The following is a 20,918-nucleotide window of genomic DNA, read 5'->3' as shown; positions in this document are numbered from 1 at the left end:
GCTCCTAAGCCGCCTTTTTCAGCGGGGAATGTTCGAAAGAAATATCGGGGAACAGTTGGTTATGGAGCTCGAGCAGTGCGTTCGCTCTGGCTGCCTGGTTGTTTTGGCGTAAATCTTCAAGTGCGGTGAGGTTCAGCTGCACGGTGTAAATGTCGCCGCCCGGGATCGGAGGCAGATTTTCCAGCCGGCGGACGTCGTTGCGGCTCATCCAGCCATTCTGCAAGGCCGTGGTGTAATAAGCCGCGCGCCCGGCGCTGTCAGCGCGAAGTAAACCTTCCACAGAGAATTCGGCAAAATAATCTTCATCATTACCCAGTAGGCAGCGCCCTATCTCCTGCTCGATATTGACCAAAAGCGGGCGCAGCGTGTTAGTCAGGAATAAAAGGTTCATGCCTTCAACGCTGGATGCCCAGCTGCTTTGCTTGGTCATATGCCCGACCATAAACGGTGGGATCCGGAACCAGCGGCAGATTTCTTCAATACTGAAGGAACGGCTCTCCAGCATCTGCGCCGCCTCGGGGTTCATCGTTACCCCCTGATAGGTCATGTCGCCTTCAAGCACCATGACCTTACCGGCATTCTTTGAACCTACAAACGTGTTCAAGTTTTGCTTTAAACGCGCTCTCTGTTCTGGGTTTATATCGCTCTTAGCGCTGATGAACCCTGAGTTCTGTATGCCGTTTTCAAAGATTTTCGCGGCAGATTCTTCAACCGCCATGGCCGAACCAATAACATCCCGCCCGGCCATCATCGGCATCATGCCGCAGACACCGTCCAGGCCGAACCCGCGAATGTGCATCATGTTTTTCACGGGGATATCACGCTTACCGTTTTTATCGGTATAGGTGTACTGCAGCTGCCCGTTATCGAGGCGCTTAACGACCATGTTTTGAGGAAGAAGCGGGTTAAGACCAACAACCTTTTGCCCGATCATCAGCTTTTCGATGAAGGCATTACCCCGCATACAGATACTGGCCACCAGCATCAGCATGAATCTGGACGGTGTCATTTCTCCATTGGGCTGTTTACAGAGCACTTTATAGGCCGGGTGATCGGTGGCCAGAGCGCGCGAACCGTCCTTTTCCCGCTTATAGACTTTCAGTGGCAACGTTGAGACTGATTCGCTCAGCAGCCGCGCGCAGGCCCAGACAGCTGACAGCATGATCGCCTTATCGACGGTCACCGTTTTACCGCTGCTGCTGGTACCCATCCACTCCTGCCAAAACGTGCCGGTAGTCAAACTGATAGGTACACCGAGCCAATTTAAAAGGGCGCTTTTTACACGCCCCGGTTGTTTTTTGGATTTCATCAGACACCTATCATTATCGGATCTTCGTAGAAGTCGGTTAAGTCCTGCTTATCATCACCGCCGTTGACGAGTAACCGGCTTTTGGCGGTGAACAGCGCCACCGGCCCATCGATTTTATTTTCCGGCGTTGATTTATTCGGGAACACGTTGTCATTTTTGTCTGGCTTAACAGTGACGTTTGACATCATCCACGTCATCACGGGGTTGCCGTCGTGGTGGATCTTGCTGCCGTAGACGTCGGCCTGAACTGACTTCATGGATTCAGACAGGTTTTTTACCGTCTGGGCAACTTCGACCAGCGGTAATCCCTCTTCGGCCAGCGCCAGGCTAAACTGGGTTGCGCTCCACGGGTCGAAGGCTATTTCTTTCAGGCTTTCACCTTTCACCCAGGCTTCAACCTCGGCTTTGATATAGCCGTGATCGATAACGTCACCATCGGTTAAATCCAGATATCCGGCATCCGCCCATTTCCGGTAGAGCTCAGAAATATGCTTCGGCGCGGTTTCCAGTCGCCCTTCAGGGAGCCAGAATTTCGATTTGGTGTGGGTGTGACCATTCGGTGCAAGCCACGTTTTAACCGCAGCGCAAATGTCTATCTTGTTGGCTAAGTCGATGCCAACCCAAAGCGGCCAGTTGACCAGTTCGTCATCCGGGGCAATGTCGCCACACTTATTCCAGCGGTCCATGTCCATCCAGGCACTTTCCGCCGTCACCCAGATATTGAGGTGCTTGGTGAAAAAGTTCGGACGCGCGGCGATCTGTTCTTTCGCTTTTTTCGCCAGGCGACGCATGTCGTCCCAGCGCTTACAGATACCCAGCCCCGGATTTGCCTTCGGCCAGTTCTTTTCATCGAACGGGTCGTCGTCTTCATCCAGCGTGTAAATCATCGCGAAGTATGTGTCGTCCTCTACCACACCGCGCAACACCTTTATGGCGTAATCGCGCTGTTCAAAACAAATGCCTTCTTTGTTGGAGCCTGCCGTGGTGATTGCGAAAAGCAGCGATTGCAGACGCGCGCCAGTCGCCGTTTCCAGTACGTCCCAAACGTCACGGGTTCGGTGAGCGTGAAGCTCATCGACAATGCCGCAGTGAATATTCAGGCCGTCGAGATTATTCGCGTCGCTGGAAAGCGGCTCAAACTTGGAGGCGGAGCGCTCCTGGTGAATGTTGAGTTTTACATGACCGAACAAACGGCCCAGCGAGCGGGGCGCTTTTTTGATCATGTTTTTGGCATCGTCAAAAACGATACGCGCCTGGTCGCGCGTCGTGGCCGCCGAATAAACCTCCGCGCCCCCCTCGCCGTCCGCACCGGTCATGTACAGGCCGATGCCGGAGGACAACGTAGACTTAGCGTTTTTGCGCGCCACCTCGTCATATGCGGTTCTGAAACGGCGCACCAGTATGGTGTCTCCGTCCTCATCAAGCATTTGCTCGCCGGTCATCTCGTCGATAAGCGGGATCACGAAGCCAAACAGGTTAATCAGGATAAAGACGTGCCATGCCATAAGCTTTATCGGCTTACCGGCCAGCGCGCCTTTGACGTGGGGAACAAAATCATAAAAGTCGAGAACGTGTTGGGCGCGATCCTCGTTAAAGTAGATGCCGCGCTCCGGCCCATGCTCTAAATCGTTAAGGAATCGTCGGCACGCAAGGCGTACCAGTTCGCCAGCAACAATCTCGCCAGCCAGCACGCGCTCTGCGTACTGAATACCTTCCGAAACGGTTGCCATTCATCATTTGCGCTTTTTCAAAAATTCTTCGAGTGGGTCGGCTTCCCCTGCACCATCGCTGCTTACCTTGCTGCGTGAAGCCGGTGTCATGCCGAATTCTGCCATCATGCCGCGTAGGCGTTTCCAGGCATCTGCCATCATTCCAACCCGCGGATGAGCTTTAATCAGAGTGTCGCCTGTCATCGTCTTTGTTTTGTAGGTCTCCCCCTCCTCATCCAGAATGTCTCGGTGACTTCTCCATTCCACATAAGCACCGATCAACAATTCAAGTGCCATTCCATCGAGATGTGTGACCACGTTGGAACCATCCAGCTCTTCACCGATCCGCTTGAACCAATACTTCTCTTGCTTATTGAAATGCTTCGGAACTGGGGGTACCCCTGACGGAGGTTTTGGCTCTGACTTGTTTATTGCACGTTTTGAAGGGTTCCCCTTGATCAAACGCAGATTCGTTGGGGTTCTCGGTGGTCCAGACATGATAGAAAACTCCTATTAATCGCGATTGGGGATCCCCATGAAAAAGGTTTCCAACCTGCGGGCGCGTAACAAAAACTTAGGCGGCGGTTCGGCAGAGCCTGGGCTCTGAACTTTTTGCACGCCCCTCCCCAGCAAATGAGAATTGATATCATCCGAGCCGGTCGCGCCCAGTTTTCTTTCGGTGGCACGGCCAGCATAGGCTCTCAAGGTTGGCTGGGTCATCTGTCCCGCCTTTTGCCTTTGCAAGAATGTGGTCGACTGTTGTCGCAGGTACTGGCTTGCCCTGCCGCTTATGCTCCTGACATAGATGTTTATCTCTCGCAAGGATGAGAGGGCGAAGCTTGTCCCAGCTGGCACCATACCCGCGCTCCTGTCTGGTCTTACCCTGCTGATGGCTCTCCCATCCGGTATTGATGTGCTCAGGGCAGTAGCCAGAACGCTCAATGGTAGTGTGACGACACCCATGCTTGCGGCATGCGCGTGGTATGCGAGGTGGCATAGCTTCTCACTTGTGTCTGAACCAGCTGGCGCCGGTGCGCTCGAATCGTTTGAACACCGTGTTCACCTGCTGCCCGTGCTGCAGCCGGTAGCGGAAGAACGTCAGAGCCGTATAGTTGAACAAGCCCATGTCGCTATCACCGACGGTCACCGCCTTGCGGTAATGCACATCGCTCACGTTGTCCGCCCAGTAACGCAGCATCTTCGTGATGAAAGCGATCACCACGTCGCGGTTGCCACCCAGCAGGCCAGCATTCAGCAGCGTGTGGTTCGCATTGCTGCGCATGAATGATTGAAGGAAAGCAGCCGGGTGATGGTTGCGCATCCACGGACAGTCAACCTTCTCCGGCTCGTCACCGGTGTAGAGATAAGCGCCCATGCTGTCGAATGGATTGTTGAGCATCTCCACGTCGGTACCATCGACACAAAAAACCCGACGCGTGGTCGGGTTCCGGTGGAGGTATTGAAGGATGCTTACCCATCGTTGCCAGTAAGGTGAAAGGTTGGTCTCAACCCTGATGTGATGCACTGTGTCGCTGTCTGCAACATCGAAGCAGTCATGTAGGATCACCAGCTTCTGACCGCGCATTGAGTCAATCAGCGGTCGCAGTTCTTCATAGTCAGGCTTCCACACTTCACCGCGCTGTGGATCAGGTTGCCCAGTGAAGTAGGTGGTAATGATCACGTCTTCACCTGTTGCCGGTTTGTATGGCACGAACCGGTCACTGTCTCGGTTCGCTTCATAGATTGGCCGGTTGCGGGTGATCATCACTGAACGGTCAGGACCGGCAACCGTGGACTGAACCAGCTGATGCTCGTCAGCTGACCAGAACAGGCCAGCGCTGTTCGTCACGTCGCTATAACGAAATGACGTCAGGCCAGTGTTATAAATTCGCTCGGACAGGTTTGGGTGCTCCCAGCCCCACTTACCGAACACCGGATCCATACCGCCGACAACATCGAGACAGATGCGCTTGAAGTACAGCATGCAGCCGCGCGCGTGTGACCAGGCGGTGATCTCGCTGTCCTGATAAATCTTGATGGTGTCGTTAAGTTTGGTGCCGGTTGCAAAGTCCTGAAAGATGTACATCAGGTGCGGCTCATGGCTGTCGACGTATGACTGATGCCAGTCTTGAACCAGCGGGTAAGTGTCGTCGTCAAACAGGAAGATATGATCGCAACCTTCCAGCAGCTCGAAGCATTTATTCTTTGCCGCGGCGATGCCCACGTTCCGCGCGAAACGAAAGGTTGCCTCTGGTACCGGCTTATCACTCGCATCATCAACAACGACGATTTCAGCGCCAGCAGGTGCCAGACGTTTTATTTCCGCCAGCGTCTTACTGAACACGTCATAGCGGTTGTGTGTGGTGATCCCGATACCAATCTTTGTCATGTTAAATGCGCCGTGTAATCGCAGGGATTCGGCTTCCCGAATCGGTAAAGATGAAACAGGTAGACGCCGCGCGCTATTGCCAGCTGACCGCCAGCGGCCCGCACAGCAGCGCAGAACTGTTTGTCGAAATAGATGGAACGCTGCTGAAACTTGATTTTCTGCCAGAGAGAAACGCGAAATAGCATCAGCATCCCGGCAACCACTTCTGGCGCTGGCAGTTCCACCAGTTCGCCCCAGTGACGGCTTTCAAGCTCCTCGGCGATCTGCAGGTGAACTCGAATATCCGGTTCATTGCTGAGTTGACCGCCATGTGTCTGGTATGGCGATCGGAGCCGGTTTGTCATGCATCCAATCACATTGAACTCAGGATCAGCGCCAGCAATGTCAGCGATTTGTTTCTGCTGCTGAGGCGTGAGGAACATCGTGTCAGCGTCACGAATACACACCCAGGCATCAGGCGGAAGTCTGGATATTGAATTGTTGATACCACCGCCGATATCACCGGCTTTGAATGGTGTTAAATAAAAAACATCAGTCACACATCCTCCAGACATAAAAAAACCGCCCGGAGGCGGCTAATCTTATTTGGATAACATTTTCCCAAGTATGTAACCGTCAATCTCTTCGATTTTAAGTCGCAATAGACCACCTTCTATGCTTTGAATCTGACCGCCACCCGTATACATAGAGACATCTTTTAAATGCAAAAAAGTAATTTCTAATTGAGATATAGCTTCCTCAGGATCTTTGTAAAGATCCTCGTAGGCCTCAATTCGATAATCGAAATGCTGCTTTAACATCTCCCCAACAGAGTCCTTTTTGCAGGATGAGTATTTCTCTGCAGACTTTTTATAAAACTCACTTCCAGAAATAAGCTCTCCTGAAAATAAGTTTCCTTTGACAAATATGGTTAAAATTACACCAACATTTTCGATGTTAGCGATGTGAGTGAAAAAACATAAATCAACATCACGCAACTTGTTGGCGTTAACTTCTGGTAGTAAATCTTCAGAATCTGACATTTTCATTCTCTTCAAGCTTTAGGAAGTTACACATTATATTTGGTAGCATACTTAGTGAAGAGGTAATTATACCTTTGCCAGTTTCTTTCCAGAGTGAGCATTATCACAGGCACTCAGTGAATGCCTGCTGTAATGCCCAGACTACCGACGGTAAAGAAGCCCGCCTGGTTGCAGCCCTTTCTTAATCTGTACTTCCACGATTTCATTCACCAACTTCTTCAGCAGATCTTCTTTACTCAGTTCACCATCAGTCTCGACAGCGATGGTTATTGCGGCAGGGAATCCCCCAAATGGCAGCGGCTCTGAACCAGCAAATCTTTTCTTACAGTCAGCCAGCGTTCTGCTGTCTACATCCAAATATGGGCCGACTGAGACTGATACGTCTTCCACACTGCCGGTGCAAACATACTCAACTGTCAGCAGCTGAGTTATGTCTGTCTCTTTGATAGTGATCGGTAAGACAAATGGGGAAAGCGTTTTTCCCTTTATATCTCCTTCCGCAAGAAGCTGATCGCCATGCTTAATTCGGTAACTCAACGTTGCTCCGCTGTAATCACCGTTTTTAAAGGTATACAGATACTTAAAGCTTAATTGGATTTTGTTAGTCATATAGCTGCACCTATTGGATTTTGCATCGCTTCTGGGCTTCAACTGCAAAGCCCTGAAGGTATTGGATCACTTTGTCGTCTTTGATGGCGCTGGCTCGGAGATCGAGAACAACCCGTCCACCAGCGCCAGAGAGTTCGACTTGTGCTGCATCGCCCACGCCGCCGGTTCCGGTAGTGCTGTTCCCGACGAGCTCGCAGGTGGCAAGGTTTGCTGCCGCGATCCGCACCCGGCGAGTACCAGCAGCGACATCAGCGCGCAGCCTGTCATTTTTGGCCTGTTCATCGGCTAATTCCTTCGTGTGTTTGGCATCGAGTGCGGCCAGCGCGGTTTGTGCTGCTTCGGTGCGCTTCTTCTGGTTGGTCAGGTCAATCACAGCCTGAACACTGATTTTCTTCAGCTCTGCGATGTGGGTCGCTTTCAGCTTTGACACGTCGGCTTCCCAGCGCAGCCCTTCAATCCACCAGGTCAGCGCAGCGCCAGCCACGAAAGCCAGCACAATTGATAAATTGTTATTCATCCAGTCCCCAGCACGCCAGTTCGCTTTCCTGATCACGCCTGATGACCTGACCAGCGCAGTTGTTCGCCCGAATTCGGCAATCTTTCCCACCGTCCCAGATCCAGCGTTTTATCTCTGCGCAAGCACCAAGACGGTCACCGGCGTTAATTTTTCGGTAGAACGTTGAAGGGAAGCATTTGCTCGGCCCGATGTTCCAAGGGCAGAACGAGGCGATCCCTACCTTCTGGGGAGGAGTAAGCGGAACGTGAATGTTTTTATCAACCCACGCCAGCGCTTTGGACTGCTCAGCTTTGTCGATAGCATCGCACTGTGACCGCGTTAGCTTCATGCCTTTAAGTACAGGCTTTCCATTCACATACGTCACGCCGCCGCAGATTGTCCAGATGCCGCCTTGATCAGGGTAGGCAATGAGGCTTGTGCCTTCTTTATCATCCTGAAATTGACCCATCAGAGCCGGGGCCGAGGCGCCAGCAGCAATCAGCGCCAGCATTGCTGCACTGAGTTTTGTCTTAAGTTTTGCCAAATCAGACCTCGTTTGTTTTCTGTGCGAGATCATTCACCAGCTGAACCGTTGCTGATGGGTTTTTGGCATCAACCTTATCGGCGATTTCTTGGAGTATCCGGGTGCGCTTCATCTGTTCGCGACGATTCAGGAAATACGTCAAAGCAGTAAAGAGCGCCCCGATCAGCACGCCAGCGATAAAGCCCCAATCCTGAAGGGATAAGCTTGCAAAGAAGGCCGTAATTCCAGCACCACCGTATGTAGCGTTACTGTATTTTTCGTCCATTTTCATAGTCTCCCCCTCCGGTTTGCCGGTTGGGTGCGCAGTCGAAATATAAGAAGGGATTAGCGGCTCAGTCACTTTGCGAAAATCATATAGTTGGCTGATTGACTGGCCGCTAAAACGAGAAAAAGCCGCCGATTTGGCAGCTTTTGTAAAACTGTTTTGAGTATGAGCTATTATTAATTCACTGCTTTTACGAGGAAAGAAAGATGACATCGGTTGCAAGCTTTACTGGCGCTTCAATATTCGTTCTCATCGGAATAGTTATTATTTTCATCTTGTTTCGAAATCACAAGAGCAAGAGTAATGGCAAGTTGCTGACCCCAAGCAACTGTCTTTTATTTGCTCTCACAGTGGCGTCGTTTGTTATAGCAACAATTTTCATAAGCTCTTCAATATCGTTATGAAGTCACTAAAAAGGCCGCATAATGGCGACCTTTTGTACAATTTATATGTAACTGATTTCATAGGGAAAGTATATATAATTACATCCCTTTTATAGTAACTCTTTGAGCTACTTTGGGGGGAATAATGACTTCCATATTTTTTGCATTTGGCCAGAAGATTCGAAATTCATCTTGCCAAGCATCCAAATTGGATTTCAGAAAGTGGCCTCTTTCATGGGTAGCTGTATACGTACACTCTCCCATTTGGCCTTCTATCTCTATCTGCTCATCCAGAATTGCTTTGAGTGATTCAACGTCTAATATTTTAACACAGGCGGATTTTCTTAATTTTCTTGCTATCAGATTGCTTCTCGAGTTGGCCAAACAAAGTACTAGACCATCCTCATACTTTCTTTTTATATGGGCCCCCTCGGTTAAAAAAGGCTTCCCATTGACAGTGTTATCTCCGGTGATTGTCACGTCACAATCCCCTTCAATCACAATTAATGGTTTTAAAACATTAACATCATGTGTGGATGAATCTATCAGGTTTTCATCAGGAGTGAATATTGAATGTCTCTCGGAGCGTTTGTAAGTACTACTCTGAAATAATGGTACTTTCCCCCCATCTAGCCATGCATGCGACCAAGAATACTGTGTCAGGTAGAGATATTTTTCCATTCGTGTTCCCCCTTAATAACTCTAAGAAGGAATAATGAAAGAAATATCTGAAATTGCAATAAAAAACCCCGCCGAAGCGGGATTTTAAAATTGTCTAAGCTTTGTGACTACGTAACCGACCTTATCAGATTACAAGACTTTTTGCGTAGCGCACTAGAATTATTTTAAGCGACTTTCGCCACCCTGATTTTCTGAGTGTAAGCGTCCATCTCCAGCACCGCGCCGGTCATTGCGAGACACCCATCAACGAAGCCTTCCGCTACCTGCAGCTGTTGGCGGATCAGGCCTTCACTCACTTTGTACATCTTCGCTATTTTCCGTTTGGACAGACCCATGCGGTAATGCAGCATAATGAGCGTTACCTCTTCCGGTTTACGGGCGGCAGCCAGGCGGCCCACGGCGGCATCCACAATCAGACCATCATTATCACAGCAGGATTCGATCTTGCTGGATTCGGCGGGCAGCAGGCCTTTAAATCCTGCCGCAATCGGTGACCAGTCAACGCCTGAATTATCTTTCGCCCAAACGCCGTAACGAGCCAGTACCAGTTGAATATCACGCATTATTCTCTCCACACTTATTTTGCTTTGCCGGTAGCGATAACACCCATCGCCAGCGCGCGGTCTAATGTCGTCAGTAACAGGTGTTCCTGTGTACCGTGTTCGTTTTCCCAATCCGGGGTATTCGCATGAAGTGAGTCGTGACACCGTCTGCACAGCGGGATCACGAACAGGTCATGCGCTTTTGTCGCCATTCCACCAAATCCGTTGCCGGTGATGTGGTGCGGATCATCAGACCCGTTACCACAGGCACAGCATGGCTGCCGCTTTACCCACTGGGTGTATTTCGTGTTCTCGTATCGGCGGCGCTTCGGGCGTAGCAAGAATGACTCCGGCGTCTCCGGATCGATTGCCAGCGCCAGCACAGGTTTGATGTTGCTCACCAGCGCCTCACGCGGTTCTTTCTCATAAGGGTTGGTGTCGGATTCTTTCATCTGGGTACCCGGCGCACGGTATTTCACGCCCAGAGCCTCGCAAATAATTTCCTCCGGCAACTGCAGCGCCAACCCCTTACTCGTTGCCCACCAGCACAATTCCGGCAAAGTCAAGCGGTGGCCGTCAGGTAGGCGTGATCGGGCACGAATAGCTTCAGTCACGAATTCAGTTACGTTCGCCAGCGCAGCGGCGTCAAGTTTGGCGGATTCTTTGTCGCGGTATTCATTGTCGTGAGACCAGCACAGGGACACCATGCCGCGCGCCCGGCGCACCTGCACCAGCTCATGATGATGATATTGGCCGCCGAAGTCGGTGCACTGACAGCCGCGGTGACGCTTAACCCAAAGCTTCAGCGCATCCCAGCCACCGGCCAGACCAATCACGCGCTCTGACGAAAGAAAGGCCGCCAGACGCGGATCACGCGATAACGGCTGAGCCTCTACCGGTACCAGACCGTCGGGCGCGCCGCGCAGTTCTGCTGGCTCGTCGGTGATCAGCATACGTTTACCGCTAAAGTGCTGCAGCATGTCGCCCGGCGGCCGCAACAGCACGATCCCCAGTTCCCAATGGGGGTATGGTTTCAGTAATGCTCTCACGCCGCGTTCTCCTGTCGCAGATGGTCAGCCCACATTCCACCAACCCATTTAACGCCCTTAGGAGTAAAACGCGCCTGGCTGAAATTGTGATTGCTGGTCAGGCTGGTGCCTGTCTTAACCTCAAACCGGCCGGAATCGAGATGCTGGGCAAATGGTGCCAGCGTGCCACCCAACAGATACATGATTTTCTTGTCCAGCAAAAACAGCCGGAAATCCGTTTCTTTTGCCTGAAGTAATTTGCAGACCTGACGAAAGCCCATTGAACCTCGTGCAGCAACATACCGATCCACAAATTCAACCTTCGGTGCGGCCTGCGCCAGCTGCGATTCCAAAACCTGCTTTTGTTCAGCAAGGTCAGCAGCCAGCCTCAGAGCCTCCGGAAGTGATTGTGGTATTTGTGGTGCTTTCCCTTCCTCCAATTCGAGCCAACGATCGATAACTCTTTTCCGTAATATCACGCTGTATCCAGATACCAGCGTTAAGCACAAGTCGCGGGGCAGGTGATAAAGGGGATAAGTCCGTCCACGGTCATCCCGGTAATCTCCCGAAAACTCGGGAGATTGAATATTGAGCTGTTCCAGCATTGAACGAATGTCAGCCATAACGTGATCGTGCCGTTTATCACACAGACCAGCGATTTCGAGACTGCTCATTGCAGTGAAGCCCGGATCATTTTTAACGTTGGTTAATGCGCTCATGAAACCTCCTCAAAATCACTGATAGTTATTTCGGCCTTACCGCCTTTGGTCACCGGTACCCATTCGACCGTCATTCTTTTTACCTGGCTATCGTCTGTCCACACTCCCGCATGCGTCAGGCTGTCAAACAGCGCCTTCTGGAAGTTATCCAGATCCCGGCGCGCTCGAGTTGGCGGGAACAGGACGACATGCACATCGAGTTCAGCAGTTAGCGGCTGCGGCTTACGCTTCAACTGCTCATACACGGCGGCAATCGCGTTTGACCGGTATACCCGCCCGCGGGCGCTGATCAGCATGCCTTTGCTGGTGGCGCGCCAGTAACCGTTAACACTCGGCGGGAATGGCAGGATCAGTTGCATCATGAATTCTCCGCGTCTGTGTAGGTGTCACGGGTGACGGCGGCGACTGGAATACCGGCGGCTATACTCCTGTTGGCGATTTCCATGCTGATTTTTGCCAGTTTTCCTTCGGCGTTTTTAATACGGTTTCGGGTGTTGAGCTCTTCACGTTTCAGCTTTTCAAGACCATCACGATGATCAACGACTTCCCGCCGCAGGGATTTGAGTTCCCAGTCGATCTTCTGCTCGCCTTCGGCGCGTGCATTAATCCAGTCGAATGCATCCACGACGGCACCGCAGCGCCTACATGTGAGCTGACGGAGGTGCTCATCAACTAAAACATTCACATGGCCGCACCGATAAGGCGCATGCTCTGGCTTATCCGCTTTAACGAGGTTGAGCATTTCTTTGATGTCGGCGTTTGACTCAAAGCGCTTGGTGAAAGCCAGCACGTTTTCACTGTCGTCTTTCGGTTCATCAATCACAATTCACCTCCCCTGCTTTGAGCAGGCTATTCAGCACGGCATCGGCATGATCAAGCGCACTATCGTGATCCGACGGGCAAAGCTCGCCAGTAGGTGATGCAGCCTTGAGATAGCTGCGATAGGCATCAAGCCAGATTTTCTGGAGTTCGTTCACGCTGCCACCTCCTGCAGATAATCAGCGCCAGCAGTGATCAACGCTTCACGCGAAACTGTGGTGAACTGCCCGCGCGGTTTGATGAATGGCCGCCAGATAACCAACAGACTGCCCTTGCTGTTACCGTTCTTGCCCGGTTTACCGGTCCCTGCGTTGATAAAGGACAGGCGGCCATCGGTGATAAAGCGGATTTCGTCGGCGGTGGCCAGCGCCAGCGAGAACCAACCGGTTGAAGTATCGGCTGGCAGAAGCATCACTACCGGCTGGTGCTGGGCACGGCACTGCTCGGCTGCCTTCTCAACCCACGGGGTGATCGCGCTGTATGGAGGGTTACACCAGATGGCGCCGTAACTTTCCCACTCAGCGGCCAGCGCATCATCAGCTTCAGTCAGGTACCGGGCGCAGAGCGCGTTCTGGTGGTCGGCGGCGGCGTCCAGATAGAAACCAAACTCCAGATCAAGCGCAGTGAAGACTTCAACCGGCGTCTGCCCGCGGTCTTTGTGCTCGGTTGGTGTAGTGCTTGCGAATTCAGATGTCATGCCTGTCCCCTTCCCTGACGTACTGCCCACAAATTACGTTCAAACTCAGCACTGATTTCAGCTAGGGTTTTCACTGCCTCGGATGCCGCGACGAGTCGATATTTACGCGGCGATTTTTCGGTCATGGTGATTGTGATTTCTGGGCGGCGGCGCAGCGCGTTGAGGGCGCCATGAACTGCCGTAGGGTGCGGAGTCGAACCGGTGTTAGCCACGATAACGGCCTCGATTTCAGCGGCGGTGCGCGGGGTGTTGTCGCTCTCCAGCACCTCAAGAACTAATTCTGGGTATGATTTCATGCTGCTTTCACTCCCTGCTGGCGCTGGGCGCACTCTTTCCAAATCTTGGCCCACGTAGTGATGGCGAAGTCACTGCGCATGCTGCGGACGCTGGCTTTGCTAGCCTCTGTGCACACCAGTTTTTCCAACTCGCTCGGGGCCTTGGTTGCTGCTACACCGCTGATGAACCGGCGGTATGACGCGTCGCGTTCGGCGGTATCAACTGCAACTTCACCGTCAACGGCCCACTTTCCATTCACACAGACCGGGCGGCCACTCTTCGCCCATTTGGTCGCGCTGAGCAGGTAGCCTTCGAATTTGGCTGGCTGGAACAAGGTTGCCGGGCGCAAATACTCGGCCATCTTCGGAGAGTCGCCCCAGTGAACCTGCTTGTATTCGATAACCAGCTGCAGTTCTTCCAGAGTGTGACCTTCTCGCAGACGGGCACGCATGTTTTCCAGCGAGCTGTTGGCGGGCTGGTAACGTGAGCCGGTGATTTGGTTCAGGTGTTTCAGTGCCTGTTTAGCCTGATCAGTAATTTCAACCTCGGCGTCGGTCTGCGCAGCAGGCTGACAAAGGGTTTTTATATCTGATGGATCTTGTTTTGAATTTACTAACGGATCCCCTCCAGATTCTGGACGGTCAAAACCGCTTTTATTCACGTTTTCTGGACGTTCAGAATCTGAATATTCAGAATTGGAACGTTCAGAATCTGAATGTTCAGAAACTGGACTATCAGAATAGAAACCCGCAGCGGCTTCGCGGAGCTTCTTCACGTTCAGGTAATACAGGTTGGTCTTGTTCCGATTACCCTTGCGGCGTTCTTCGCGGGACAACCAGCCATCTTTCTGCAACTGAGTGATAGCCGTAATGACCGTACTGCGGCCAGCACCGATCTGGCGGGATATCGTCTCAATGCCCGGATAGCACGTGCCTTCATCGCTGGAGAAATCAGCCAGACGCAGCATTACCAGCAATTGGGTACCTTTCACGCCAGCCTGAGCCAGCCCGTCCCAGACGTATGCGGATAACTTAACGCTCATAAGACCCTCGTGAATTTTCGCCGGAATTGTTCAGTTGGCTGCGCGCATTCATGCGGATAACCGGCGCGCATGAAGATGACGCGATCTCCCGCTCGGTCGAAGCCCACGACGTGTACCACAACGCCCCGCCAATCCTTGTAACGCCGGTCCAGCTTTTGGATTTCTTCAGACATGCGCTCACCTTCCGGCTGTTTTCACAGACGTAACCTACCCACCAAGCGGCGAACTGGTAGTTGCACGGGATCCAGCGGTTGCCTATCATCACTTCGTACGAAAGAGAGCCAGCGGTACCGCCAGTTGCAACACAGCGGATTTGCGGAACTCCGGCTTTTATGAGTAAACTGTTCATGCGTTAATTACTCCACACTGTTTAGTTGATGCGACCGACGCCCCGAGCTGCACACTTGGGGCGTCAACCTTTTCATGCAAAGCCACTACTGACTTCACATACTCATCGCGGGCAGCTAAATGCTTACGATGAAGCGCCATAATTTCTGCCTTCTCGCTTTCATCAATTACCCCGTCGTCTGCTATCGAAATATTTATTTGCTGATCTACCTTCCCGCTCTTAGCTGCAACCTTTACCCCCTTGATGAACAGATCAACGTGGTCCAGTTCTTCACGATTTGGAATTGCAACGAAAAAGCCGCTGCGGCGCTGAGCGAAATAGTCCGCCAGGTGATTGGTGCCGCTGATGTCTTCCATCGCTTCCAGCTCAACCACTTCAAAGAAGCGACAGCCGTTCTTTTCGTACAGGTTGTTATTGAACTGCGTTTCAGTCATGCCCAAAGCGCCAGCTATTGCAGAACGACCTCCGGGGAATGCTTTGCACATCGCTTTTACTGTTGATTTCAGGTCTACCATTTCGATTTTCCTTCGGTAGTTATGCTTGGGGCTGGGTTGAGGTAATATTTTCAGCAACGACAGAACTACCCAAAGAGGCAAAGATTTCATCTACTGAAATCTCACCCATAGTTGCTTTTACAATCGCTGGTATGTAATGAGCCCGAATGCCACCGCCGAAAAGCCACTTGCTTACAGCAGACTGGTCAACGCCCACTCGACGAGCCAACTCTGATTGCGAACCGGCAATGTTGATTGCCTTCTGAATAACGTCGTTCATGTTCCATTCCTTAAGGCATAATGAAGCATAAATATGACTTGGGTAATAGAAAAAGTCAATGACCTAGGTGATTTGACTGGTGATGACGTAAGGAATATTTTTCAGGCATGAAAAAACTATCTGAACGACTTAACCACGCGATGACTGAGCTGGGCATTAGCTCTCAAACCGAGCTGGCTCGGCGTTCTGGTGTCCAACAATCGATTATTTCTAAAATACTTTCTGGGAAAAATGAGACATCGAAGTTCTCTGGGAGACTGGCTGCGGCATTGGGGATTAGTGCTGATTGGCTGATAAACGGTGTTGGCTCAATGCAAGGCTCGGATCGAGCGGAGCTGAAGAAAATCGACGTTTCTATGCAGGTAGATGTATGGGACGAGAATGGGCAAACCGGTGATGCAGTGCTATGGATGGAGCAACTTCCTAAACATTTCCGAGCCTACATCATGAAAAAGAATTCAGGGGTTGCTGAAGCGCCAGCTGGGGCGATTGTTGTTGTTGATCCAACAGCAAAGCCTGGTAACGGGGAACTAATTGTTACTAAAATTCATAATGAGATTTCAACCTATCGATTTCTTGAAGGCGGCAACGGCCTTGGTTTTTTAGAGGTTGACGACACTCGAATTCCATTATCAGAGATCACTGACCCGTCCTGCATTCTCGGCGTTGCAGAACAAATATTTGTCCGCAAATTGCGCAAATAAACAATCTCCTCATCATCAACCAGGGTATGGTCATAGCCGCCTTGGTTATTTTTCTTAAGTAAAATCCCCATCCCAAACCCACCCTGTTTGATCTTCATTCGTAAATCACATTTTTCATCTCATGTGCCGAACTACTGTATATTTATATAGTAAAACACCTCATGCGCACTTGGTAACGTTTTTTTTAAAAATATTCACCCCCTCACTTATTACCTATGTAATAAATATTTTCTATGACTTATTGACACTACTTATTACTCAGGTCATAGTTATCCCATCAGCAGCACAACGATAAGAGCACTGGTTGTTGAGCGTCTCACTAACAATCAACCTTCTGAACCACAGAATCAGTGCTCTTAACGTTGTGGTGAATGCGCAGGCTGATGCGCAAGGGGACGTGGCTGACTCCTGAGGATGGCTCAAGCGAATAAGCAAGCTGGATGCCACCGAACAAGTGCCTTATGCCGGAGATAGTTCAGTACCGGCCACCGCAACCGCGAGTTGATCCAGCGCGTTATCTGGTCAGTGACCTGCCTGCACTCTCATGGCAGTGACAGCTAGGAAAGACCAGCACGCAACAGGCAAGGGTGTTCACTCTCATGGGAGCATTCAACTCGAACGAGTGTTCTTGAGCGCCCTTTCCGTTGTGGCTCTTAGCATCCTGGTGATGGTCGGGTTCCCTACCCGATTGCTGGTTCGACTCCAGCCGCCACACGCCTAATCACTCTGGAAAAGTGGTAATTGCTGTGTGTAGTTGTCTTTCGGCGGTGGCATGACTCTTCAACCTACCCAAGGGGGAGCGAAGATAATGTTCTGATCATGACCACCGCCAATTTTTTCGCAGACATAGACAAGGGTTCGCTGGCCCCACCAGCACACCCAGTGCGCAACCGGTGGCCCTTTTCTATGTGTGTGAGTAATTTCCTGCGGTGTGCGCCGCGATAACGAGGGCATGAAAATGGCTGAAAGTCGTATGACCAACGTCCCGGAGTTTCTCTCCGAACTGGACGCCGGTATTTTCGAAAACAAAATCGCCGCTGCGCTGAATGCCGCTGCTTTGGGCGTTCTCAACAACGGCGGTAAAGGCAAAGTGACCATCGAGATTGATGTTTCCCGCATCAGTAATTCGATGGAAGAAAAACGCGTAATGCTGGCTCACAAACTGAAGTTCTCAGCACCAACGCCGCGCGGGAAAACTTCGGAAGAAGACACCACCGAAACCCCGATGTACGTCGGCAAAGGCGGCAAGTTGTCCATCATGCAGGAAGACCAAGGCCAGCTGTTCACAATGGCGGGTACTGCTGACGGCAAACTCCGCGACGCGCGATAACCATCGCATTAAACCTTCTGAAAAAGGAAATAGTTATGTCTCAAGTTTTAGACGCATCAGCAATCAAAGAAGTCCGCGACATGTCTTTTTCGACGCTGCTGGAAGAGCGTCTTTCCTCCGCTGATTGCCCCGCTGTAGCTCTGCCAGAGTCAGTGCGCATTCATTCTCTCGAAAGCCTGCAGGATGGCCGCTTTCGCTTCCGCGGGAAAATGGGAACCGCCAGCATTCAAGACTTCTGCCGCTACTGTAAGCAGTATGCAGGTGCAGGCGTGCGCAGTTTCATCAACGCCGACAACATGGCAGCGGTGACAGTATTCAACCTCGGCACACTGGATATGCCAGGGCACGCCGATAACACCGCTGTACTGAATCTGAAACGCACTGCCCCATTCCAAGCTTTGCTGAATATCAACGGTGCCAAAAACTCACAGAAAGATCTGGCCGAGTGGCTGGAAGACTGGTCTGAATTCCTGATTGCTTTCACCGCTGACGGCGAAGTGCTGGACATCAAGAAAGCGATCGGCGGCGTTCGTAAGATCACCATCGAAGCATCCAGCTCGGCGGATCATGAAGACAGTGATTTCGGTGCCAAACGTTCAGTAATGGAAAGCGTGGAAGCGAAAAGCAAAGAAGCCATGCCAGCGGCTTTTGAATTTAAGTGCGTGCCGTATGAAGGTCTGGGTGATCGCCGCTTCCGCCTTCGCTACAGCGTCTTGACCGGCGGCAATGTTCCGGTGCTGGTTCTGCGCATTGTCCAGCTGGAAACCGAAGAAGAGCATATGGCGACCGAGTTCCGCGAGTTGCTCGAAACCAACTTCACCGACGTAGAAGTTGAAACCTTCATCGGTGAATTCAAAGCCTGATAGCGCGGCCTTAAATACTCCGACCCACTGGGGCATTTAGTGAATCGTTATTACTGAAATTAAATTGCCATCACTGGCAAGGGATTCGTTCACGCCGAAATCAGCATAGGGGTTATTTCATGAAAACTGATATCGCCTTTTTTATGGCTCTCGGCGTGGTTATGGCAATCACTTATTTGGGAATGCAGATATGAAAGAGCGCCCTATTTTATTCAACGCTGAGATGGTTAATGCCATTCTCAGCGGTCGCAAGACGCAGACACGCCGGGTTATCAAACTCCCGCTTCGTGATGTGAACATGGGTTGTGAGCTGGCTGGTAATGAATTAGCCGGAGAGGTTGCAGCCGGTGATTACAGAAACTGCCCACTTGGTCAGCCAGGCGATCAGCTCTGGGTGCGTGAGGCATTCTCTACAGGGTTATGCACAAAAACCACTATGGCGTACAAAGCAACACATAAGGCTGAGGATTTGGAGGAAGGTTGGCTGGAAAAAATAAAATGGCGCCCATCCATTCACATGCCGCGCTGGGCATCACGCATCAACCTGCTGATCACCGGCGTTCGCGTTGAGCGCCTGAATGATATCAGTCAGGAAGACGCTAAATCCGAAGGTTGCTGTTATGGCCGTGGTGGTGGCGTTCCGGATCTGGCTGTATCCCCAGCTGACCATTTCCCTACTTTGTGGGAATCCATCTACGGCATTAAAAGCTGGGCCGCTAATCCGTGGGTCTGGGTGATCGAATTCGAACGTGTAGCGCCAGCAGGGGAACAGTCATGACAGAGGCAATTAAACAAAGCATCGCCAGCGGCGATAAATTGACGCCTGAAACTTTCGCTGATTTCGTCCAGCGCCTGAAATATCACTGTGCGGGTGAAGGGGTTAGCGACCATTGCACTGCTGATGCAATTTTCATTGTTGAGAGAAAACGTCTGATCACCGGCATCGACCTGGATTACGCGCCAGAAAAAGTTATTTGCCTCGATGACCACCAGTGGTTCTCCCCAAAAGAGTATTGGGAAGACTGCGACCGCGCGCAAAAAGCAGTACTGAATAAGGCGGCGCAGGCTTGGTGCGAAACAAAGTTCCTGCACGCGGACGAAGACGACCAGTGGTATGTGCTGGGCGAGCTGGAAGACCACACGCTTACCGGTTACAGCGAAGAATGGGAATACGTTAACAGCCATTTCACTCGCGAAGGTGCAGAGGCTTTCATTAAGCGCAAAAAGCACGACTATCCCAAAGGGCTGCGGATTTATGTGGACGCGAATATCTACTGCTGGGAGTTCAATGCCATCAAAGAAGCGCTGATGAATGGCCGCCTGGTATTGAAGGAGGCTGTATGACTGAAATAAATAAACCAAAAGTCAGAACTACAACCAGTGCCGTGGTAACCCTCACTATCGAAATTAGTAATGTCGGAAGTTGGGGGCCTGATTGTCAGATAGACCAGGTTTATCGTCAGGCGCGCGAGGCTGCGCGCATGCGGATATCTAAGGCATTTAATGGTGACCGCCACATTGCGATTGTTGGCGTTCCAAATATCCGGTGCATTACCACCGATATGGACGTGAAATCATGACTGACAAAACTGATATTGCAGCACTGACTCGTCCTGTTCGTGACCGGTATGATTGGTCAAATGCGGTATGGCGGGATTGCGACCAATGCGGGAAGCAGCACACAGGCACAGTTACATCAGAAGACGGCTCTCAAATCTGCGCTCACTGCGCTGATCAACTTTATTGGTCAGCATGGCAAGTTTTGGCAGAGCGGGCCCTCGACAAGCTCGAAGCAGAGCGCCAGCAGCGAGAGGAACTTGGTAAGAATATAGCCAATTTAGAAATCCGATTGCGCTTTACAGAAGAGACGTTGATTGCATCCAGCGACCTTTTGTCGGCGGCTGAGAAAAAGCGTGATGATCTGAAATCTGCCCACGGCAACATGGTTAGCCGATGCGCATTACTGCGCCAGCGAACTGACTTACCTGTTGATAGGGTCCCCGCCTACAACGCACTGGTTAAAGCCCAGGAAGAAATCGCAGCGATGAAAGCCCAGCTGGTGAATCCCGTGGTGCTTCCAGCCGGTTACTCCACCCGCAACGGACATCCATTCCACGAAGGTGAGCGAAACGTCATGATCCCGAATAAACACGGCGACTGGCTTTCCCGTTTCGATGTTGAACATGCAATTCATGTTGCTGGTTTTAAAGTTGAGTGCGGGGAAACCCACCAGCAAAAGCCGATCATCAGCAAAGAAAAGCTCTGTGACTGGTTAGAAGATAATTTTGATATCGATGATAGCCAGCGCGACGCATTCGCTAATTGTTTTGCTCATCACTGCAACTGCATCGTCAAAAAGGAAGATTAA

At 51.3% G+C, this 20,918-nt stretch carries 28 protein-coding genes and 2 pseudogenes; 7 read left to right on the top strand and 23 right to left on the bottom strand.

The window, feature by feature from the left end; all coding sequences use genetic code 11:
• Positions 1 to 4: 4 nt before the first annotated feature.
• From GE278_08880 to GE278_08770, 23 genes and pseudogenes are all read right to left on the bottom strand, one after another.
• Positions 5 to 1,309, bottom strand: a complete 1,305-nt coding sequence (locus GE278_08880; GenBank protein ID QLK60865.1) for a phage portal protein — start codon at positions 1,307 to 1,309, stop codon at positions 5 to 7.
• Positions 1,309 to 3,039 carry a terminase large subunit gene (locus GE278_08875; GenBank protein QLK60864.1) on the bottom strand — a complete coding sequence of 577 codons (1,731 nt, stop codon included), beginning with the start codon at positions 3,037 to 3,039 and terminating at the stop codon, positions 1,309 to 1,311. The genes GE278_08880 and GE278_08875 overlap by 1 nt, the downstream gene beginning before the upstream one ends.
• Before the next feature lie 3 nt (positions 3,040 to 3,042).
• Positions 3,043 to 3,516, bottom strand: a complete 474-nt coding sequence (locus GE278_08870; GenBank protein ID QLK60863.1) for a phage terminase small subunit P27 family — start codon at positions 3,514 to 3,516, stop codon at positions 3,043 to 3,045.
• Positions 3,517 to 3,664: 148 nt separating this feature from the next.
• Complete coding sequence (locus GE278_08865) at positions 3,665 to 4,015, bottom strand: HNH endonuclease (protein QLK60862.1); 351 nt, start codon at positions 4,013 to 4,015, stop codon at positions 3,665 to 3,667.
• Between the two features lie 6 nt (positions 4,016 to 4,021).
• The gene (locus tag GE278_08860) at positions 4,022 to 5,407 is read right to left on the bottom strand and encodes a glycosyltransferase (GenBank protein ID QLK60861.1); all 1,386 of its coding nucleotides are present in this window, start codon (positions 5,405 to 5,407) and stop codon (positions 4,022 to 4,024) included.
• Entirely contained in the window at positions 5,404 to 5,946 is a 543-nt protein-coding gene (locus tag GE278_08855) for a hypothetical protein (protein QLK60860.1), read from the bottom strand. Before GE278_08855 ends, GE278_08860 begins: the two co-directional genes overlap by 4 nt.
• A 42-nt stretch (positions 5,947 to 5,988) precedes the next feature.
• A complete protein-coding gene (locus GE278_08850; GenBank protein ID QLK60859.1) occupies positions 5,989 to 6,429 on the bottom strand; it encodes a hypothetical protein in 441 nt (146 codons plus the stop codon).
• 141 nt (positions 6,430 to 6,570) lie between these two features.
• Positions 6,571 to 7,038, bottom strand: coding sequence for a hypothetical protein (locus tag GE278_08845; protein QLK60858.1), 468 nt, complete (start codon positions 7,036 to 7,038; stop codon positions 6,571 to 6,573).
• Positions 7,039 to 7,048: 10 nt separating this feature from the next.
• Positions 7,049 to 7,537 carry a lysis protein gene (locus GE278_08840; protein ID QLK63248.1) on the bottom strand — a complete coding sequence of 163 codons (489 nt, stop codon included), beginning with the start codon at positions 7,535 to 7,537 and terminating at the stop codon, positions 7,049 to 7,051.
• 10 nt (positions 7,538 to 7,547) lie between these two features.
• Entirely contained in the window at positions 7,548 to 8,078 is a 531-nt protein-coding gene (locus GE278_08835; GenBank protein QLK60857.1) for a glycoside hydrolase family protein, read from the bottom strand.
• A gap of 1 nt (position 8,079) precedes the next feature.
• Positions 8,080 to 8,349 carry a hypothetical protein gene (locus tag GE278_08830; protein QLK60856.1) on the bottom strand — a complete coding sequence of 90 codons (270 nt, stop codon included), beginning with the start codon at positions 8,347 to 8,349 and terminating at the stop codon, positions 8,080 to 8,082.
• 476 nt (positions 8,350 to 8,825) lie between these two features.
• Positions 8,826 to 9,407: a hypothetical protein gene (locus GE278_08825; GenBank protein ID QLK60855.1), complete on the bottom strand. Its 582-nt coding sequence runs from the start codon at positions 9,405 to 9,407 to the stop codon at positions 8,826 to 8,828.
• Positions 9,408 to 9,571: 164 nt separating this feature from the next.
• Positions 9,572 to 9,970 (bottom strand): antitermination protein Q, encoded by a 399-nt coding sequence (locus GE278_08820; GenBank protein QLK60854.1) that lies wholly within the window; start codon positions 9,968 to 9,970, stop codon positions 9,572 to 9,574.
• A 14-nt stretch (positions 9,971 to 9,984) separates the two neighbouring features.
• Complete coding sequence (locus GE278_08815) at positions 9,985 to 10,998, bottom strand: DUF968 domain-containing protein (GenBank protein ID QLK60853.1); 1,014 nt, start codon at positions 10,996 to 10,998, stop codon at positions 9,985 to 9,987.
• Complete coding sequence (locus GE278_08810) at positions 10,995 to 11,696, bottom strand: phage regulatory protein/antirepressor Ant (GenBank protein QLK60852.1); 702 nt, start codon at positions 11,694 to 11,696, stop codon at positions 10,995 to 10,997. Before GE278_08810 ends, GE278_08815 begins: the two co-directional genes overlap by 4 nt.
• Positions 11,693 to 12,055, bottom strand: coding sequence for a RusA family crossover junction endodeoxyribonuclease (locus GE278_08805; protein ID QLK63247.1), 363 nt, complete (start codon positions 12,053 to 12,055; stop codon positions 11,693 to 11,695). The genes GE278_08810 and GE278_08805 overlap by 4 nt, the downstream gene beginning before the upstream one ends.
• 110 nt (positions 12,056 to 12,165) lie before the next feature.
• Positions 12,166 to 12,522: pseudogene (locus GE278_08800) on the bottom strand (hypothetical protein).
• Positions 12,523 to 12,669: 147 nt separating this feature from the next.
• Positions 12,670 to 13,212: a phage N-6-adenine-methyltransferase gene (locus GE278_08795; protein QLK60851.1), complete on the bottom strand. Its 543-nt coding sequence runs from the start codon at positions 13,210 to 13,212 to the stop codon at positions 12,670 to 12,672.
• Entirely contained in the window at positions 13,209 to 13,508 is a 300-nt protein-coding gene (locus GE278_08790; protein QLK60850.1) for a hypothetical protein, read from the bottom strand. Before GE278_08790 ends, GE278_08795 begins: the two co-directional genes overlap by 4 nt.
• Positions 13,505 to 14,530 carry a GntR family transcriptional regulator gene (locus tag GE278_08785; GenBank protein ID QLK60849.1) on the bottom strand — a complete coding sequence of 342 codons (1,026 nt, stop codon included), beginning with the start codon at positions 14,528 to 14,530 and terminating at the stop codon, positions 13,505 to 13,507. The genes GE278_08790 and GE278_08785 overlap by 4 nt, the downstream gene beginning before the upstream one ends.
• The gene (locus GE278_08780) at positions 14,527 to 14,703 is read right to left on the bottom strand and encodes a DUF4222 domain-containing protein (GenBank protein ID QLK63246.1); all 177 of its coding nucleotides are present in this window, start codon (positions 14,701 to 14,703) and stop codon (positions 14,527 to 14,529) included. Before GE278_08780 ends, GE278_08785 begins: the two co-directional genes overlap by 4 nt.
• Before the next feature lie 253 nt (positions 14,704 to 14,956).
• Positions 14,957 to 15,394: pseudogene (locus GE278_08775) on the bottom strand (hypothetical protein).
• Positions 15,395 to 15,413: 19 nt separating this feature from the next.
• Positions 15,414 to 15,653: a toxin-antitoxin system antitoxin gene (locus GE278_08770; GenBank protein ID QLK60848.1), complete on the bottom strand. Its 240-nt coding sequence runs from the start codon at positions 15,651 to 15,653 to the stop codon at positions 15,414 to 15,416.
• A gap of 107 nt (positions 15,654 to 15,760) precedes the next feature.
• Between GE278_08770 and GE278_08765 the strand changes: the two genes are divergently transcribed.
• The 7 genes from GE278_08765 to GE278_08735 all read left to right on the top strand — a co-directional run bounded on the left by GE278_08765 (position 15,761) and on the right by GE278_08735 (position 20,918).
• Positions 15,761 to 16,357 carry a helix-turn-helix domain-containing protein gene (locus tag GE278_08765; protein QLK60847.1) on the top strand — a complete coding sequence of 199 codons (597 nt, stop codon included), beginning with the start codon at positions 15,761 to 15,763 and terminating at the stop codon, positions 16,355 to 16,357.
• Positions 16,358 to 17,315: 958 nt separating this feature from the next.
• On the top strand, positions 17,316 to 17,687 hold the full coding sequence (locus GE278_08760) for a hypothetical protein (GenBank protein ID QLK60846.1): 372 nt from the start codon (positions 17,316 to 17,318) through the stop codon (positions 17,685 to 17,687).
• 35 nt (positions 17,688 to 17,722) lie between these two features.
• Complete coding sequence (locus GE278_08755) at positions 17,723 to 18,550, top strand: DUF2303 family protein (protein ID QLK60845.1); 828 nt, start codon at positions 17,723 to 17,725, stop codon at positions 18,548 to 18,550.
• A 190-nt stretch (positions 18,551 to 18,740) separates the two neighbouring features.
• Positions 18,741 to 19,328, top strand: a complete 588-nt coding sequence (locus GE278_08750; protein QLK60844.1) for a morphogenetic protein — start codon at positions 18,741 to 18,743, stop codon at positions 19,326 to 19,328.
• Positions 19,325 to 19,894 carry a hypothetical protein gene (locus tag GE278_08745; GenBank protein QLK60843.1) on the top strand — a complete coding sequence of 190 codons (570 nt, stop codon included), beginning with the start codon at positions 19,325 to 19,327 and terminating at the stop codon, positions 19,892 to 19,894. The genes GE278_08750 and GE278_08745 overlap by 4 nt, the downstream gene beginning before the upstream one ends.
• On the top strand, positions 19,891 to 20,130 hold the full coding sequence (locus tag GE278_08740) for a hypothetical protein (protein ID QLK60842.1): 240 nt from the start codon (positions 19,891 to 19,893) through the stop codon (positions 20,128 to 20,130). Before GE278_08745 ends, GE278_08740 begins: the two co-directional genes overlap by 4 nt.
• A 182-nt stretch (positions 20,131 to 20,312) precedes the next feature.
• A complete protein-coding gene (locus GE278_08735; GenBank protein QLK60841.1) occupies positions 20,313 to 20,918 on the top strand; it encodes a hypothetical protein in 606 nt (201 codons plus the stop codon).

This window comes from Enterobacteriaceae bacterium Kacie_13, assembly GCA_013457415.1.
Classification (GTDB): Bacteria; Pseudomonadota; Gammaproteobacteria; order Enterobacterales; family Enterobacteriaceae; genus Rahnella.
The sequence above is the reverse complement of the archived record's forward strand: the minus strand, read 5'-3'. Positions and strand labels throughout refer to the sequence as shown.

Excerpts from the sequence above, each read along its gene's own strand:
- GE278_08820 (QLK60854.1), bottom strand. The coding sequence starts at position 9,970 with ATGCGTGATATTCAACTGGTACTGGCTCGTTACGGCGTTTGGGCGAAA.
- GE278_08755 (QLK60845.1), top strand. The coding sequence starts at position 17,723 with ATGTCTCAAGTTTTAGACGCATCAGCAATCAAAGAAGTCCGCGACATG.
- GE278_08795 (QLK60851.1), bottom strand. The coding sequence starts at position 13,212 with ATGACATCTGAATTCGCAAGCACTACACCAACCGAGCACAAAGACCGC.
- GE278_08770 (QLK60848.1), bottom strand. The coding sequence starts at position 15,653 with ATGAACGACGTTATTCAGAAGGCAATCAACATTGCCGGTTCGCAATCA.
- GE278_08785 (QLK60849.1), bottom strand. The coding sequence starts at position 14,530 with ATGAGCGTTAAGTTATCCGCATACGTCTGGGACGGGCTGGCTCAGGCT.
- GE278_08765 (QLK60847.1), top strand. The coding sequence starts at position 15,761 with ATGAAAAAACTATCTGAACGACTTAACCACGCGATGACTGAGCTGGGC.
- GE278_08790 (QLK60850.1), bottom strand. The coding sequence starts at position 13,508 with ATGAAATCATACCCAGAATTAGTTCTTGAGGTGCTGGAGAGCGACAAC.
- GE278_08850 (QLK60859.1), bottom strand. The coding sequence starts at position 6,429 with ATGTCAGATTCTGAAGATTTACTACCAGAAGTTAACGCCAACAAGTTG.
- GE278_08830 (QLK60856.1), bottom strand. The coding sequence starts at position 8,349 with ATGAAAATGGACGAAAAATACAGTAACGCTACATACGGTGGTGCTGGA.
- GE278_08860 (QLK60861.1), bottom strand. The coding sequence starts at position 5,407 with ATGACAAAGATTGGTATCGGGATCACCACACACAACCGCTATGACGTG.
- GE278_08875 (QLK60864.1), bottom strand. The coding sequence starts at position 3,039 with ATGGCAACCGTTTCGGAAGGTATTCAGTACGCAGAGCGCGTGCTGGCT.
- GE278_08845 (QLK60858.1), bottom strand. The coding sequence starts at position 7,038 with ATGACTAACAAAATCCAATTAAGCTTTAAGTATCTGTATACCTTTAAA.
- GE278_08745 (QLK60843.1), top strand. The coding sequence starts at position 19,325 with ATGACAGAGGCAATTAAACAAAGCATCGCCAGCGGCGATAAATTGACG.
- GE278_08740 (QLK60842.1), top strand. The coding sequence starts at position 19,891 with ATGACTGAAATAAATAAACCAAAAGTCAGAACTACAACCAGTGCCGTG.
- GE278_08760 (QLK60846.1), top strand. The coding sequence starts at position 17,316 with ATGGCTGAAAGTCGTATGACCAACGTCCCGGAGTTTCTCTCCGAACTG.
- GE278_08880 (QLK60865.1), bottom strand. The coding sequence starts at position 1,309 with ATGAAATCCAAAAAACAACCGGGGCGTGTAAAAAGCGCCCTTTTAAAT.
- GE278_08780 (QLK63246.1), bottom strand. The coding sequence starts at position 14,703 with ATGTCTGAAGAAATCCAAAAGCTGGACCGGCGTTACAAGGATTGGCGG.
- GE278_08805 (QLK63247.1), bottom strand. The coding sequence starts at position 12,055 with ATGCAACTGATCCTGCCATTCCCGCCGAGTGTTAACGGTTACTGGCGC.
- GE278_08870 (QLK60863.1), bottom strand. The coding sequence starts at position 3,516 with ATGTCTGGACCACCGAGAACCCCAACGAATCTGCGTTTGATCAAGGGG.
- GE278_08750 (QLK60844.1), top strand. The coding sequence starts at position 18,741 with ATGAAAGAGCGCCCTATTTTATTCAACGCTGAGATGGTTAATGCCATT.
- GE278_08810 (QLK60852.1), bottom strand. The coding sequence starts at position 11,696 with ATGAGCGCATTAACCAACGTTAAAAATGATCCGGGCTTCACTGCAATG.
- GE278_08825 (QLK60855.1), bottom strand. The coding sequence starts at position 9,407 with ATGGAAAAATATCTCTACCTGACACAGTATTCTTGGTCGCATGCATGG.
- GE278_08865 (QLK60862.1), bottom strand. The coding sequence starts at position 4,015 with ATGCCACCTCGCATACCACGCGCATGCCGCAAGCATGGGTGTCGTCAC.